Raw genomic sequence first — 14,677 nt, 5'->3', positions numbered from 1 at the left:
CCGCGCGGACCCACAGGGAGCTCTTCATGACCAACCCTCAGCCCAGCCGACGGCGCTTCCTCGCCGGACTCGGCGCCGCCGGGACGGCCTCGCTGCTCAGCGGCTGTGTCACGTCCACCTCCTCCTCGAAGTCCTCGTCCACGGGCGCGGTCACCCTTCAGTCCAACCTGTCCGCACCGCAGGCCAAGGCGGCGATGGAGGACATCGTCGCCGCCTACGGCAAGAAGGACGCCGGGAGCGTCAGCCTCAACACGGTCGCCGCGGAGACCTTCCGGACCCAGCTGCCGACGTACCTGACCTCCGCCAACCCGCCGGACGTGTACACCTGGTACCCGGGCTCGGTGGCGGACGCCTACGCGAAGAAGGACCTGCTGCTCGACCTCGGCGAGCTCTGGGACTCGCCCGACCTGGGGCGCTACTCCAAGGCACTGAACTCACTGTGCACCGCCGGCTCCGGCGAGAAGGTCTTCGTCCCCACCACCTACTACTGGTGGGGCATGTTCTACCGCAAGTCCAACTTCGCCAAGTGGGGCGTGCGCGAGCCGAAGACCTGGGACGACTTCCTCGACCTGTGCGACAAGCTCAAGAGCAAGGGCGTCGCCCCGATCGGGTTGGGCGCCGGCGGCAACACCGCCTGGGTGGCCTCCGCCTGGTTCGACTACCTCGACATCCGCATCAACGGCGCCGAGTACCACCGCCAACTGCTCGCCGGACAGCACCGGTTCGACGACCCCGAGGTCCGCAAGGTCTTCGACCGCTGGCAGGAAGTGCTGCCATACTTCGACCCGAACGGCACCGCGGGTGCCTTCCAGGACGCCACGACCGCCCTCCTGAACGGCCGCAGCGGCATGATGCTGATCGGCACCTTCTTCGCCGACGCGGCACCCAAGGACGCCCTCGACGACATCGACTTCTTCCGCTTCCCGGTCATCGACGCGAAGGTCCCGCTCGCCGAAGAGGCCCCCACCGACGGCTACTTCGCCAGCGCCCGCACCGGCCGCCGCGACGGGGTGCTCGATCTGCTGGGCTACCTCGCCACCGCCGAGGCGCAGGAGATCTACATCAAGGGATCGTCCGGCACCGCCCTGCCCTGCCATCCCGACGCCGCCGACGCCGGCACCGCGCTGGTGAAGAAGGGCCGTAAGCACATCGAGGAGGCGGCCGAGATCACCCAGTACTTCAACCGCGACTCCAGCGACGCCCTCCAGCCCACCGCCGACACCGCGCTGACCAAGTTCCTCGCCAAGCCCAAGGAGATCGGGAGCATCCTCACCGACTGGCAGCGCGACGCCGAGAAGATCTGGAACGCCTGACATGGCCGTCCTGACCGCCCCCCACCGCAAGCTCCCGGTCCCGGCGCCGTCCCGTGGCGGCCGGGGCCGGGGACCGAGGCGCACACCCCCGCTGGTGGTCGCCTTCGTCCTCGTCCCGCTGCTCGCCGAGGCGGTGTGGGTGTTCTGGCCCGCACTGCAGGGCTTCTACCTCGCCCTGACCAGCTGGGACGGTGTGTCGGCACCGAAGTTCGTCGGCCTGGACAACTTCCGGGAGATGGCGGGCGACGACATCTTCCGCGGCGCGGTCGGGCACACCGTGCTGTGGCTGGTCCTTTTCGGCGGCCTCTCCGCCCTGCTGGGCCTCGCCGCCGCGATGCTGCTCCAGCAGGAGCGGCGCGGCATCGGCTTCTACCGCGCCGCCCTCTTCCTGCCCGTCGTGTTCTCCCTGGTCGCCACCGCGCTGGTCTGGCAGGCCATCTACCAGCCCGACGGTGTCCTCAACCAACTCCTCGAGTCGGTGGGCCTCGGCAGCCTGCGGCACGCGTGGCTCGCCGACCAGGACACCGCCCTGTACGCGGTCATCGTGCCCGCGCTGTGGCGGCAGATCGGCTACGTGATGGTCCTCTACCTCGCCGGGCTCAAGGGCATCGACCCGGCGCTGTACGAGGCCGCCAAGGTCGACGGTGCGAGCGCCTGGCAGCGCTTCCGGCATGTCACCCTGCCCCAACTGCGCAGCGTCAACGCGGTCGTTGTGTCCGTCATCATCATCGACTCGCTGCGCTCCTTCGACGTCGTGTGGTCGCTGACCCGCGGCGGCCCCTACCACTCGTCCGAACTGCTGAGCACCTACATGTACTCGACCGCCTTCCAGTCCCTGCGCCTCGGATACGGCTCCGCCCTGGCCGTCGTCATCTTCCTGCTGGCGTTCGGCGTCATCGCCTCCTACCTCGTGCGCGCCTTCCGGGAGGCCGACTGATGGCGACCACCCGTACCTCCGCCCCGCGCACCTCCGCCGGCTCCGCGGCGCTGCGCCGCCGCCGTACCGCCACCGCGGGATTCCACCTCGGCGCCGGTGCGCTCGCGGTGCTGTGGCTGCTGCCCATCGCCCTGGTCCTGGTGACCAGCCTGCGCTCCTTCGACGACATCGCCGCGCACGGCCTGGGCAGTTGGCCCCACTCCTTCACCCTCGACAACTTCCGGCTCGCCTGGGTCGACGGCGGTCAGCAGCGAGCCCTGATCAACAGCCTGCTCGTCACCGTCCCGTGCGTCCTGGTGACCCTGGCCCTGTCGGCCATGGCCGCGTTCGCCCTCAGCCGCTACGAACTGCCCCTGCGCCGCTCCCTGTTGCTGCTCATGCTCGGCGGCAACCTGCTCCCGCCGCAGATCCTGCTCATCCCGGTCTCCAAGCTGAGCGAACTGATGGGTGTCCACGACACCCTGACCGCGCTCATCGGCGTGCAGATAGGCTTCGGTGTCGGGTTCTACGTCTTCGTCCTGCACGGCTTCATGCGGGCGATACCGGCCGAGATCCAGCAGGCCGCGGTCGTCGACGGCGCCGGGCCCTGGCAGATCTTCTGGCGGATCATCCTCCCGCTGACGCGGCCCGCGCTCGCCGCGCTGAGCGCCCTGTCGTTCACGTGGATCTTCAACGACCTGCTGTGGGCGATCACCGTGCTGCGCAGCGACACCAAGATGCCGATCACCGCCGCCCTCATCGGACTCCAGGGCCAGTACGTGTCGATGTGGAACGTGATCGCCGCCGGCTCCGTCATCGCCGCCGCGCCCACCGTCGCCGTGTTCCTCCGGTTCCAGCGGCACTTCGTGGCCGGCCTCAACCTGGGAGCGGTGAAGTGACCTCGCACCGGCGCTGGACCCTGCACACCGAGCACACCAGCTACACCGTCCGCCTCTCCCCGCAGGGCCCGTGGGCCGAACTCGAGGCCTGGGGCCCGCTCGGCGTCGAGCACGGCCCCTCCGCCCTCGACCGGTCCCGGCGTACCCACTTCATCACGCCCGCCGACGCCGCCCCCGCCGAGTATCTGCCGCACGGACTGCGGCTCTTCACCGGCGCCGACCTCATCGCGGCACGCCCGGGCGACGAGCGGGGCGTGTGGTGGGACTTCGACGGGGCGGAGGAAGGGCAGGGGACGCTACGGCTCGCCTTCACCGACGAGGTGCTCGGCCTGCGCACGGTCCTGTGCTACGAAACCGTGCCGGGCACGGACGTGATCCTCCGCTGGACCGAGCACACCGGCAGGGCGGAACTGCGACTGGAGCGGTTCGACTCCGGCGCCGTGAACATCCCGGTGACCGACGCGGCCCGGCTCACCTACCTCACCGGCCAGTGGTCGCAGGAGTTCCAGCGCACCCAACTCGACCTGCCCAGAGGGACGTTCACCATGGGCAGCCTCCAGGGCGCGCCCGGACACGCGTACGCGCCCTGGCTCGCCGTGCAGGACGGGGACGCGCAGGCCACGTACGGCATCGCGCTCGAATGGCCGGGCAACTGGCACATCACCGCCGAGGCCGAACCGGGCGGCTCGGTGCGCGTGCGCGCCGGTCGGGTCCCCCACGAAGGCGCGGTCCTCCTCGCGCCCGGAGACACCCTCGTCACGCCCCGCCTCGCCTGCGCCTTCAGCCCCGACGGACTCGACGGGCTGTCCCGTGTCTGGCACCGCTACGACCGCCACCTCGCGGGCGACCGGCTGCACCGCCCCCGCAAGGTCCTCTACAACTCCTGGGAGGCCACCGGCTTCGACGTCGACGCCGCCGGACAGCTGGAGCTGGCGAAGGCGGCAGCGGACATCGGGGCCGAACTGTTCGTCGTCGACGACGGGTGGTTCACCGGCCGCGGCGACGACACCGGTGGGCTCGGCGACTGGCATCCGGACCCGGCCGCCTTTCCACAGGGCTTCGACGGGTTCGTCGACGAGGTGCGCGGCCTGGGACTCGACTTCGGCCTGTGGGTCGAACCCGAGGCGGTCAGCCCCGGCAGCCGGCTCCACACCGAACACCCCGACTGGGTCTACCGCGTCGACGGCAGGCCCGCCCGCCTGATCCGCAACCAACTCCTGCTCGACCTCGGCCGCACCGACGTCCAGGACTTCGTGATCGGCACGATGGACCGGCTCCTCGGCACGTACGACATCAGTTATCTGAAGTGGGACATGAACCGCCCGCCCACCGAACGCGGCCGCCCCGGCGCCCGGCCCGCCGACCGCCTCGACCTGGACGCCGAACACGTCCACGGCTACCTGCGCGTCCTCGACCACCTGCGCACCACCCACCCCCACGTCACCGTCGAAGGCTGCGCGGGCGGCGGCGCACGCGTCGAGCACGCCACCCTGGCCCGCACCGACGTCGTCTGGCCCAGCGACAACACCGCCCCGCTGGACCGGCTCTCCGTCCAGCACGGCTTCCTGCACGCCCACGCCCCGCACGTCATGAGCTCCTGGGTCACCGACGCGCCCGGCATCTTCGACCCGCGCCCGCGCAGCCTCGCCTTCCGCTTCGTGAACGCCATGTGCGGGGTCCTGGGCATCGGCGCGGACCTGCGCGCATGGACTCCGGAGCAGCGGGTCGAGGCCGCGCGGTGGATCGCCCGCTACAAGGATCTGCGCGAGGTCGTCCACCACGGAGAGGCCCGACTGCTCGGCTCTCCGGCCGACACCACCTGCGGGGTCCAGTACGACGCGGGGGACCGCACGGTCGTCGCCGCGCTCGGCACCGGACGGCTCGACGGTTCCCCCCTCGTACCCGGCCGCCCCGACCGGCTCCGGCTGCGGGCACTGGAGCCGACGGCACGCTATCGGGACACCGCCACCGGGACGACGTACAGCGGCGCCCATCTGCTGCACTACGGGCTGCCGTTCGCCTGGAGAGCCGATCATGACGCGGACCTCGTGGTACTGACACGTCAGTGAGCCGCATATGTTTCCCGCACGGCCTGTCCCCGCTCACGGAGCACGCGCAACGCGCTCACGAAGGAGTCGACCCACGATGGACCGCTTCACCGGCCGCACGGCCGTCGTCACCGGTGCGGCCTCCGGAATCGGCGCCGCCACCGCCGTACGCCTCGCGGCGGAGGGAGCCGCCGTGGTCCTCGCCGACGTGTCGCCGGAACGCGGGGCGGCGGTCGCCGAAAGGATCGCGAAGGACGGCGGCCGGGCCCGGTTCGTGCGGGCCGACGTGGCGGCGGAGGACGACTGGCAGCGGATCGTGGCCGCCGCCCACGACTTCGGACCCGTGGACGTCCTCGTCGGCAACGCCTACACCGTCGACGTCGTCCCGGCCCACGAGATGACCCTGGAGTCGTGGCAGCGGCAGCTCTCCGTCAACCTCACCGCGAGCTTCCTCGGTTTCCGGGCGGTGCTGCCCGATCTGCGGGCCCGGCGCGGGGCGACCGTGCTGACCTCGTCCGTGCACGCCCGCGTGGGCATTCCCGGCCACCCCGCGTACGCCGCGTCCAAAGGCGCGCTGCTGTCCCTGTGCGGTCAGCTCGCCGTCGAGTACGGGCCCGACGTCCGCGTCAACGCCGTCCTGCCGGGCCCCATCCTCACCGCCGCCTGGGACCGGGTGCCGCCCGAGGACCGTGAGCGCAGCGTCGCCGAGACGGCCGCCCGCCGCTTCGGCACCCCCGAGGAGGTGGCCGCGGCCATCGCCTTCCTGAGCGCCGACGAAGCCGCGTACATCACCGGCACGAGCCTGGTCGTGGACGGCGGCTGGAGCGTCGTGAAGGCGTCCGCATGACCGCCGCCTTCCCCACTTCCCAGCAGAAAGGCTGTACGACATGACGCCCTACGCCCGCCGCGGCGTGCACGGCCAGACAGTGGAGGCCCTCGCCCGCCGCATCCTGGGCGGCCGGATCCCCGAGGGAGCCACGCTCGACCTGGTGGCGCTGCAGAGCGAGTTGGACGTCAGTCTCACCGCCCTGCGCGAGTCCCTGAAAGTGCTCGCCGCCAAGGGGATGGTCGACGCCCGCCAGAAACGCGGCACCTTCGTCAGAGCCCGCGCCGACTGGAACCTCCTCGACGCCGACGTACTGCGCTGGCAGTTCGAGGGCGCCGACGTCGCCACCGACGCCGACCGGACACTGCTGGCCAACCTCGCCGAAGTACGCGCCATCGTCGAACCGGCCGCCGTACGCCTCGCCGCCGAACGCCGTACCGACGCCGACCTGGCGGCCCTGGACGCGGCGCTGGAGGCGATGGGCGAGCAGGGCTCCGACCCGGGACAGGCCGTGGAGGCCGACCTCGCCTTCCACCGCGCCCTGCTCGGCGCCACCCACAACGAGCTGCTCCAGCGCATGGAGATGGTCATCGAGCCCGGCCTCGCCCACCGCGACCGCATCGTGCACAGCCACCCGCACAGCGAGGACCCCGTACCGGCCCACCGGGCCGTCCTGGACGCCGTACGCGACCGGAACGCGCAGGCCGCGGAGGCGGCGATGCGGGCCCTGCTCGTCCAGGCCGGACGCGACCTGGACCGGATCGACGGACCCGACGACACGAAAGGCAACGGCGGTAAGTGAAGATCACCCGAATAGAAACCTTCCTGGTCCCGCCGCGCTGGCTGTTCTGCCGGATCGAGACCGACGACGGCGTGGTCGGCTGGGGCGAACCCGTCGTCGAGGGACGGGCCGAGGTGGTCCGGGCGGCGGTGGACGTCCTCGCCGAGTACCTCGTCGGCCAGGACCCGCTGCGCATCCAGGACCACTGGCAGGTCCTCACCAAGGGCGGCTTCTACCGCGGCGGCCCCGTCCTGTCCAGCGCCGTCGCCGGCCTCGACCAGGCCCTGTGGGACATCACCGGCAAGACGTACGGAGCCCCCGTGCACGCCCTGCTGGGCGGCCCCGTGCGCGACCGCGTCCGGGTCTACGCCTGGGTCGGCGGCGACGAACCCGCCGAGCTCACCGAACAGATAGCCGCCCAGGTCGAGGCCGGTTTCACCGCGGTCAAGATGAACGGCGCCGGCGCCACCTCGCCGATCGGCACCGCGGCCGAGACCGCGGCGGTGGTCGCCCGTGTGGCAGCCGCCCGCGAGGCACTCGGCCCCGACCGTGACGTCGCCGTCGACTTCCACGGCCGCTTCACCGCCGCGAGCGCCCGCCGGGTCCTGGCCGAACTCGCCCCGCTGCACCCGCTGTTCGTCGAGGAACCCGTCGTCCCCGAACACGGCCATCTGCTGCCCGGCCTGGTCGCCGCGACCCCGATCCCGCTCGCCACCGGCGAACGCCTCTACTCCCGCGCCGAGTTCCTGCCCGCCCTCACCGCGGGCATCGCCGTCGCCCAGCCCGACCTGTCCCACGCCGGCGGCATCTCCGAGGTCCACCGCATCGCCTCCCTCGCCGACACCTACGGCGCCCAGCTCGCCCCGCACTGCCCGCTCGGCCCAATCGCGCTGGCCGCCAGCCTCCAAGTCGCCTTCGCCACACCCAACTTCCTGATCCAGGAACAGAGCCGAGGCATTCACTACAACAAGGACGCCGACCTGCTGTCCTACCTCGCCGACCCCGCCCCCTTCCGTTTCGTGGCCGGCCACGCACCGCTGAACGACGCCCCGGGCCTGGGCATCACCATCGACGAGGCGGCCGTACGCGCGGCCGACCGCAGCGGACACACCTGGCGCAATCCGGTCTGGCGGCACGCCGACGGCTCCTTCGCCGAATGGTGACGAGGGTGCCGGCCATCACCACCGACCCCGCGCACGGCGGCCGTTGGACGTCCCTGCGTTCAGGGGGCCGCGAATGGCTGTGGCACCGTACGGCGCCGGAACGGGACAAGGCCGTACCGGGTGATGCGTTCGTGGACGCGGGCGGCCTCGAGGAGTGCATCCCCACCGTCCGCGGCCTCCCCGATCACGGCGACGCCTGGTCACGCCCCTGGACCCGCACCGGCGACACCGAACACGTCGAGTGCGAGTCCTTCGCCCTCGCACGGTCCGTCCGCGAAACGTCCGACGGCACCCACGTCGACTACCTCCTCACCGCACGGCCCGGGTTCCGCTTCGTCTGGGCCGCGCACGCCCTGCTCGACCTCTCGCCGCACGCCACCCTGCGCATGCCGGCCGGCGCGGCCACCCGCCTGTTCCCCGAGGCCGCCCCTCTCATGGCCCGGGCCTGGCCCGCCGGGGCACCCTGGATCACCGGCAGCTGGCCCGCACCCCACGGACTGCCCCTCGACCGGCTCGGCCCCGACGACGGCACCGCGGTCGGGGCGGTCGTCGACTCGGCGCGATGCTGCGTCCACGACGCCCGCGACCGGCTCGCCCTGGAACTGGTGACGGACGGACAACCCGTGTCGATCGCCCTGTGGCGCAACCTCGCCGGCTACCCCCGGCCGCACCCGTACCGGAGCACGGGCGTGGAGCCCATGCTCGGCCGCGTCTTCGACCTCGCCGACGCCGGCCCCGCCGACGCCGCGCGGGTACCGGCGTCCGGCGAGGTCCGCTGGCGTCTCACCCTCACCGGGGCCTGCCGCTGCCCCTCGACCCCCGCACCGAAGGAGCACCGTCCGTGGACCTGACTGCCGCGCTGGCCATCCACCGCCTGGTCGCGATAGTGCGGGGCGGCGACCCCGATGCCGCCCTGCGCACCGTGCTGGCCCTGGCCGAGGAGGGCGTCGAACTGATCGAGGTCTCACTCGCCGCCCCGGGCGCCCTCTCCGTCATCGAACGCGCCCGGACCACGCTCGGCTCGGACCGACCCCTCGGTGTCGGCACCGTCCTGACCGCCGAGGACGCCCGCGCCGCCCACAGTGCCGGAGCCGACTTCGCCGTCACGCCGGGACTCGGCGACGGCGTCCGCGCGGCGCAGGAGCTGGGCATGCCGGTCCTGGCCGGCGTGCTGACCCCGACCGAGATCATCGCGGCGCAGGCCATGGGAGTGGCCGCGCTGAAGGTCTTCCCGGTCGCCGAGGCCGGGGGAGCGGCCTATCTGAAGGCCCTGCGCGGCCCGTTCCCCGACGCCGCGTTCGTCCCGGTGGGCGGAGTCGACGAGGTCGTCGCCCGCGCCTGCCTCGCGGCCGGGGCCATCGCGGTCGGCGTCGGCTCCCCCCTCGTATGCGACGCGGCCGACGGCGGCAGCATCACCGCCCTCAGGGAGCGGGCCGGTGCCTTCCGCAAGGTTGTGGAAGAGGCGACGCGGTGACCCCGGAGCTGCGCACCACCCGACCCGACCGCCTCGAACTGGGCGAGGGCATCCGCTGGACCGGCTCCGGCATCGTCCTCGTCGATATCCTCGCCGGTCGCCTCCTGTCGGCCCCGGACGACCCCGCGGCACCCCTGCGCACGGTGGCCCAACTCCCCGTCCCGCTGGGCGCCGTGGCACCCCTGGCCGGTCACGTCGGCACGTGGGTCGCCGCCGCGGGCACCGGCATCTGCATCCTCCACTCCGACGGCCAGGTCGACTGGCTGGCCCGGCCGGAGGACAACGCCCGGACCCCCATGCGCATGAACGACGCCGTCGCCGACCCGTTCGGCCGCTTCTGGGCCGGCAGCATGGCCTACGACGCCGAGGAGGGCGCCGGTTCGCTGTACCGCCTCGACCGGGACGGCACGGTCGTACGGGTACTGGAGGGCATCACCGTGCCCAACGGACCGGCGTTCACGCCGGACGGCAGCGTCATGTATCTGGCCGACAGTGCGCGGGGCGTGGTCCGGCGCTACCCCGTGGACCCCGTCACCGCGGCCCTCGGCGCACCCCAGGATTTCGTGACGATCGGCGAGGGCAGCCCCGACGGCATGGCGGTCGACGTCGAGGGCGCCGTGTGGATCGCCGTCTGGGGCATCGGCACCGTCCGCCGCCATCTTCCCGACGGCACGCTCGACCGCACTCTGCGGTTGCCCGCACGGCAGCCGGCCGGTCTGTGCCTCGCCCACGACGTCCTGCACATCACGACCGCCCACGTGGGCCTGCCCGCACCGGGCCCGGACGACGGCGCCCTGTTCACCACCCGCGTGAACGTGCCGGGCACGCCGACGCCCGCGGTCCGCCTGGACATCGCCCGGCATGCTGGGACCACCTGGGATCGGACGAGCCCGACCACCGCCGGCGATCCCCCGAGGCCCACCGCCGTCGGGGACCAGCCGTGACCGCCGCGGGGCTGTCCGGTACGGGATCCGCTGCCGCCGCGGAGGAATCCGGCGTGACGGTCGGGCTGCCATTCGCTGTGGGGGCCCTGGGAGCATCGGGAGCCGCAGCTGCTGAGGCATCCGGCGCGGCCGTTGCTCGGCCGTCTGCCGCGGCTGCCGCGGAGGCGTCTAGGGTGTGGGTCGGGTGGGCGGCCGGTAAGGCAGCCGTAGGGGCGTTTGGCGCCGCGCCTGCTCAGGTTTGCGGTGCGGCCGTTGTTCGGCCGTCTGCTGCGGCTGCCACGGGGGCGTCCGGGGTGTGGGTCGGGTGGTCGTCCGGTATAGCAGCCGTAGGGGCGTCCGGCGCCGCGCCTGCTCAGGTTTCCGGTGCGGCTGGTGTTCGGCCGTCTGCTGCGGCTGCCGCGGAGGCGTCCGGGGTGCGTGTCGGGCAGCCGTCCGGCAAGGCGGCCGTAGAGGCATCCGGCGCCGCACGTGCCGGGGCTTCCGGCGTGACGGCCGGGCTGCCGTTCGGTGTGGCAGCCCTGCGAGCGTCCGGGACCGCACCTGCCGAGCCGTCCGGCATGACCGCCGCGCCGCCATCCGATACGGCACCCCCGGAGGCACCCCCTACGCCCGCCGCCCAGCCCTCCACCACGACCACCCCCTGGCGCCTCACCCCGGGCCCCGTCGTCTGCGTCGGCGAGACGATGGCGGCCCTGGCCCCCGACCCGCCGACCCCGCTGGTGACCGCGGCGCAGCTGCGGCTGTCCGTGGCGGGTGCCGAGTCGAACGTCGCCATGTATCTCGCCGACCACGGCATCCCGGTGGCCTGGCTCTCCGCGCTCGGCGACGACCCGCTGGGACAGCGTGTGCGCGCCACCGTCGCCGCCGCCGGCGTCGACGTGTCGCACGTGCGCACCGACCCCCACCGCCCGACCGGCCTGCTCGTGAAGGACCCGAGCCCCGCCGGGACCCGCGTGCATTACTACAGGCGCGGTTCGGCCGCCTCCGCCCTGGGCCCCGAGGCCCTGGACTGCGAGCCCCTGCGCACGGCCTCGCTGCTGCATCTGACCGGCATCACGCCCGCGCTCTCCGAGCCGTGCCGTCGCCTGGTGGCGCGGGCGCTGGACCCCGGGGGCGCCGTACGCCCGTACGCGGTGAGCTTCGACGTCAACCATCGTGCCGCCCTGTGGCCGGACGGCTCGGCCCCGACAGTGCTGCGTGAGCTGGCGGACCGGGCGGACATCGTCTTCGTCGGCCTGGACGAGGCACAGGCCCTGTGGGGCGAGAACCTGACACCGGAGGACGTACGGAAGCACCTCCCGCGCCCGCACATCCTCGTCGTCAAGGACGGGGCGAACGCCGCGAGCGCGTTCAGCGACGAAGGCAGAACCACGGTGCCGACGCCGCGCACGACGGTGGTGGAGGCCGTCGGCGCCGGTGACGCCTTCGCGGCCGGCTTCCTCGCGGGCCTCCTGCGGGGCGGGACCACGGCACGCGCCCTGCGACTGGGCCACATCACCGCCGCCTCCGCCCTCCAAGTGACGGGAGATCATGGGCCGTTGCCCGACCCGCAGGACATGGAAGCGATGCTCGATCTCTCGGCGCAGGATTGGGCCGAGCGGGCCGCCGTGGCGCCGTCGGCCTGAGCCGGGCGATACCTCCGGTGGGCGTCCGCCCAAGCCAGGTCCCGGCTCGACGCGCGGTGCGGCATTTACCTCCCTATGCTCCATTTGTGTGACGAACATTTTTGATGAGCTCGTGGAGAAGCAGCGCGCGGCCGAGCAGGCGCACCACCGCGTGGAGAAGCTGCGGGGCATGTACGGGCCGCCCACTCAGGAAGGCGGCTGGAGCCAGCGGCAGACCACCACGTACAACACCGCCTTGCGGGCTTGGCGGGACCTGGCTCGGGATGCGCGGACCGCGGTTGCCGACTATGCGAAGGCGCAGGGCGAGCAGCGCAGCGATGTCGAGACGCAAGTGAGGAGAGCCGTCCGGCATAAGGAGACGGGCGACGTCGGCGCGTAAGGCTGACGCGTAAGGGGCGACGCGAAGGGACAAGGGCGGGGGAGACCTGGCTCCGCAGCACTCTTGACGCAGCGAGTCTCGTTACGCAACTCTAAAGGTCACAGGCGTCACGGACCTTCGTCGGGGATGGAGTTGGTGCGGAGTGGAGTGGACGGGCGCACGCTATGCGGACACGCCCACGGTCGAAGTGCGGACGTGGGTGGACGCGCCGCCGGACCGGGTGTGGGAGATCGTCTCCGATGTGACGCTGATGCCGGACATGAGCGACGAGCTCCAGTCGGTGCAGTGGCTCGACGGCGCGGTCCGGCCCGCCGTGGGCGCTCGGTTCGTCGGCAGGAGCAGGCACGAGTCCCTGGGCGAGTGGGAGACCACCTCGCATGTCATCGAGTGCCGGCCCCCGCACCTCCTCGCCTGGGCCGTGTCGGACCCTGCCAGTCCCTCTGCCGTCTGGCGCTTCCGCCTGGAGTCCAAGGACGGCGGAACCGAACTGGCCGAGTGGATGCAGATGGGCCCCGGCCGGTCCGGTCTGTCCTTCGCCATCGACGCGATGCCGGACAAGGAACAGAAGATCGTGTTCGTGCGCCTGCGTGAGTTCGAGCGCAACATGGCCGTCACGCTGGGACAGATCAAGAAGCTGGCGGAGGCGTGATGAGGGCCGCGATCACGGTCGAGGCGTCGGGGCTCGGTTCCTGGACCCGGCAGGCGGACTTCGTCGTCGAGGCGGAGAAGCTGGGCCTGGACATCTGCTGGGTGGCCGAGGCATGGGGCTCGGACGCGCCCTCCGCCCTGGGCTACTACGCCGCCCGCACCGAACGCATGCTGCTGGGCTCCGGAGTCATGCAGGTCGGGACGCGCACCCCGGTCGCGCTCGCGCAGACCGCGATCACCCTCTCCAACCTGTCCCGGGGACGCTTCCTGCTCGGCCTCGGCCCCTCGGGCCCGCAGGTGATGGAGGGACTGCACGGCGTTCCCTTCGCCCGCCCGCTGGCACGCGTCCGCGAGACGGTGGAGATCGTGCGGCAGGTCCTGGCCGGCAGCAAGATCGACCACTCCGGCACCGAGTACCGCATCCCGCTGCCCGGCGGCGACGCCGTGCCGATGAAACTGTCGATGCGGGCCGAGCACCCAGTGCCGCTGTACCTGGCCGCACTGTCACCGGCCATGCTCCGGCTGGCCGGCGAGGTCGCCGACGGCTGGCTCGGCACGAGCTTCGTGCCCGAGGGAGCGGCGCGTGCCTACTTCGCTCACCTGGACGAAGGGCTGGCGCACGGCGGGCGCGTCCGAGCGGATCTGGACGTCTGCCAGGGCGCCGAAGTGGCCTTCGCTCCCGACGAGGAAGCTCTGAGCGCCATGGTGGCCGGCCGCAAGAAGGAACTGGCCTTCAGCCTCGGCGGCATGGGCTCGGCGTCCACCAACTTCTACAACCGTGCCTACAGCAGGCAGGGTTGGGCGGAGGTCGCCGCAGAGGTACGGCAGCGCTGGCAGGCCGGCGACCGGGACGGGGCAGCCGCGCTGGTCACCGACGAGATGGTCCTCGCGACGACGTTGATCGGCACCGAGACCATGGTCCGGGAGCGGCTGCGCGTCTGGCGCGACGCGGGCGTGGACACCGTCCGCCTGTACCCGGCCGGTGCGGACCTGGCCGCCCGGCTCGACACCCTGGGCCGAGCGATCGAGCTGGTCCACGAGGCCGGAGTGCGGACATGAGCGCGCGGACGTCCTTCGCGAACTGGCCGTGCTCCATCGCGCGGACCCTGGACGTGGTCGGGGACGCCTGGACCCCGCTGGTCCTGCGGGAGGCGTTCTACGGCTGCCGTCGTTTCGACGACTTCCAGGCAGAGCTGCGCATCGCCCGGAACACGCTCACCGACCGGCTGCGCCGCCTGGTCGAGGCGGGGCTGCTGGAGCGACGGCTCTACGAGAGCGAGCCGCCACGCCACGAGTACGTGCTGACGGAGAAGGGCAAGGACCTCTTCCCGGTCCTCGCCGCGATGGCGAGCTGGGGCGACCGCTGGCTCGCCGGGCCCGAGGGACCTCCGGTCACCCTGCACCACGAGACCTGCGGCCACGACGGTCGGGCGGAGGTGGTGTGCTCCGCGTGCCACGAGCCGCTGCACGCCGACGACACGACCGCGCGGATGGGCCCCGGCTACCCGGACCGCCTCAGGTCCCGGCCCGACGTGCAGCGCCGTTTCTCCAAGGACTGATGCGACCGGTAATCGCTGATTCCCATGGGCAACCCGGTCCCCGAGCATCGCCATTACTACTACGGCACGTACAAGACGATTCCCGCCGGGAAGGCGTTCCAC

General features: G+C 72.4%; 15 protein-coding genes. All 15 read left to right on the top strand.

What is annotated here, in order from left to right; genetic code table 11:
* Positions 1 to 26: 26 nt before the first annotated feature.
* The 15 genes from ACZ7M7_RS16730 (at position 27) to ACZ7M7_RS16660 (ending at position 14,575) form a co-directional block, all read left to right on the top strand.
* Entirely contained in the window at positions 27 to 1,313 is a 1,287-nt protein-coding gene (locus ACZ7M7_RS16730; protein ID WP_472117200.1) for an ABC transporter substrate-binding protein, read from the top strand.
* 1 nt (position 1,314) lies between these two features.
* Positions 1,315 to 2,250 carry a carbohydrate ABC transporter permease gene (locus ACZ7M7_RS16725; RefSeq protein ID WP_383627553.1) on the top strand — a complete coding sequence of 312 codons (936 nt, stop codon included), beginning with the start codon at positions 1,315 to 1,317 and terminating at the stop codon, positions 2,248 to 2,250.
* Entirely contained in the window at positions 2,250 to 3,128 is an 879-nt protein-coding gene (locus ACZ7M7_RS16720; protein ID WP_472117197.1) for a carbohydrate ABC transporter permease, read from the top strand. Before ACZ7M7_RS16725 ends, ACZ7M7_RS16720 begins: the two co-directional genes overlap by 1 nt.
* Positions 3,125 to 5,197 (top strand): alpha-galactosidase, encoded by a 2,073-nt coding sequence (locus ACZ7M7_RS16715; RefSeq protein WP_472117194.1) that lies wholly within the window; start codon positions 3,125 to 3,127, stop codon positions 5,195 to 5,197. Before ACZ7M7_RS16720 ends, ACZ7M7_RS16715 begins: the two co-directional genes overlap by 4 nt.
* 76 nt (positions 5,198 to 5,273) lie before the next feature.
* A complete protein-coding gene (locus ACZ7M7_RS16710) occupies positions 5,274 to 6,023 on the top strand; it encodes an SDR family NAD(P)-dependent oxidoreductase (RefSeq protein ID WP_383601984.1) in 750 nt (249 codons plus the stop codon).
* A gap of 40 nt (positions 6,024 to 6,063) precedes the next feature.
* Entirely contained in the window at positions 6,064 to 6,804 is a 741-nt protein-coding gene (locus ACZ7M7_RS16705) for a FadR/GntR family transcriptional regulator (protein ID WP_383601987.1), read from the top strand.
* Positions 6,801 to 7,946, top strand: coding sequence for a galactonate dehydratase (gene dgoD / locus ACZ7M7_RS16700; RefSeq protein WP_472117190.1), 1,146 nt, complete (start codon positions 6,801 to 6,803; stop codon positions 7,944 to 7,946). Before ACZ7M7_RS16705 ends, dgoD begins: the two co-directional genes overlap by 4 nt.
* Positions 7,940 to 8,797: a hypothetical protein gene (locus ACZ7M7_RS16695; protein ID WP_472117187.1), complete on the top strand. Its 858-nt coding sequence runs from the start codon at positions 7,940 to 7,942 to the stop codon at positions 8,795 to 8,797. The genes dgoD and ACZ7M7_RS16695 overlap by 7 nt, the downstream gene beginning before the upstream one ends.
* On the top strand, positions 8,788 to 9,420 hold the full coding sequence (locus ACZ7M7_RS16690) for a bifunctional 4-hydroxy-2-oxoglutarate aldolase/2-dehydro-3-deoxy-phosphogluconate aldolase (protein WP_472117183.1): 633 nt from the start codon (positions 8,788 to 8,790) through the stop codon (positions 9,418 to 9,420). The genes ACZ7M7_RS16695 and ACZ7M7_RS16690 overlap by 10 nt, the downstream gene beginning before the upstream one ends.
* On the top strand, positions 9,417 to 10,364 hold the full coding sequence (locus tag ACZ7M7_RS16685) for an SMP-30/gluconolactonase/LRE family protein (protein ID WP_472117180.1): 948 nt from the start codon (positions 9,417 to 9,419) through the stop codon (positions 10,362 to 10,364). The genes ACZ7M7_RS16690 and ACZ7M7_RS16685 overlap by 4 nt, the downstream gene beginning before the upstream one ends.
* Positions 10,365 to 11,047: 683 nt before the next feature.
* Entirely contained in the window at positions 11,048 to 11,989 is a 942-nt protein-coding gene (locus ACZ7M7_RS16680) for a sugar kinase (RefSeq protein WP_472118004.1), read from the top strand.
* A gap of 88 nt (positions 11,990 to 12,077) precedes the next feature.
* The gene (locus tag ACZ7M7_RS16675; RefSeq protein WP_383627569.1) at positions 12,078 to 12,368 is read left to right on the top strand and encodes a hypothetical protein; all 291 of its coding nucleotides are present in this window, start codon (positions 12,078 to 12,080) and stop codon (positions 12,366 to 12,368) included.
* Positions 12,369 to 12,510: 142 nt separating this feature from the next.
* Positions 12,511 to 13,017 carry an SRPBCC family protein gene (locus tag ACZ7M7_RS16670; RefSeq protein WP_472117177.1) on the top strand — a complete coding sequence of 169 codons (507 nt, stop codon included), beginning with the start codon at positions 12,511 to 12,513 and terminating at the stop codon, positions 13,015 to 13,017.
* The gene (locus ACZ7M7_RS16665; RefSeq protein WP_472117174.1) at positions 13,017 to 14,075 is read left to right on the top strand and encodes an LLM class flavin-dependent oxidoreductase; all 1,059 of its coding nucleotides are present in this window, start codon (positions 13,017 to 13,019) and stop codon (positions 14,073 to 14,075) included. The genes ACZ7M7_RS16670 and ACZ7M7_RS16665 overlap by 1 nt, the downstream gene beginning before the upstream one ends.
* Positions 14,072 to 14,575 (top strand): winged helix-turn-helix transcriptional regulator, encoded by a 504-nt coding sequence (locus ACZ7M7_RS16660; RefSeq protein WP_383602008.1) that lies wholly within the window; start codon positions 14,072 to 14,074, stop codon positions 14,573 to 14,575. The genes ACZ7M7_RS16665 and ACZ7M7_RS16660 overlap by 4 nt, the downstream gene beginning before the upstream one ends.
* Positions 14,576 to 14,677 lie beyond the last annotated feature (102 nt).

Source organism: Streptomyces sp. NPDC111606 (genome assembly GCF_055656945.1).
Note: the sequence above shows the minus strand (reverse complement) of the source record. Positions and strands in the feature narration are given on the sequence as shown.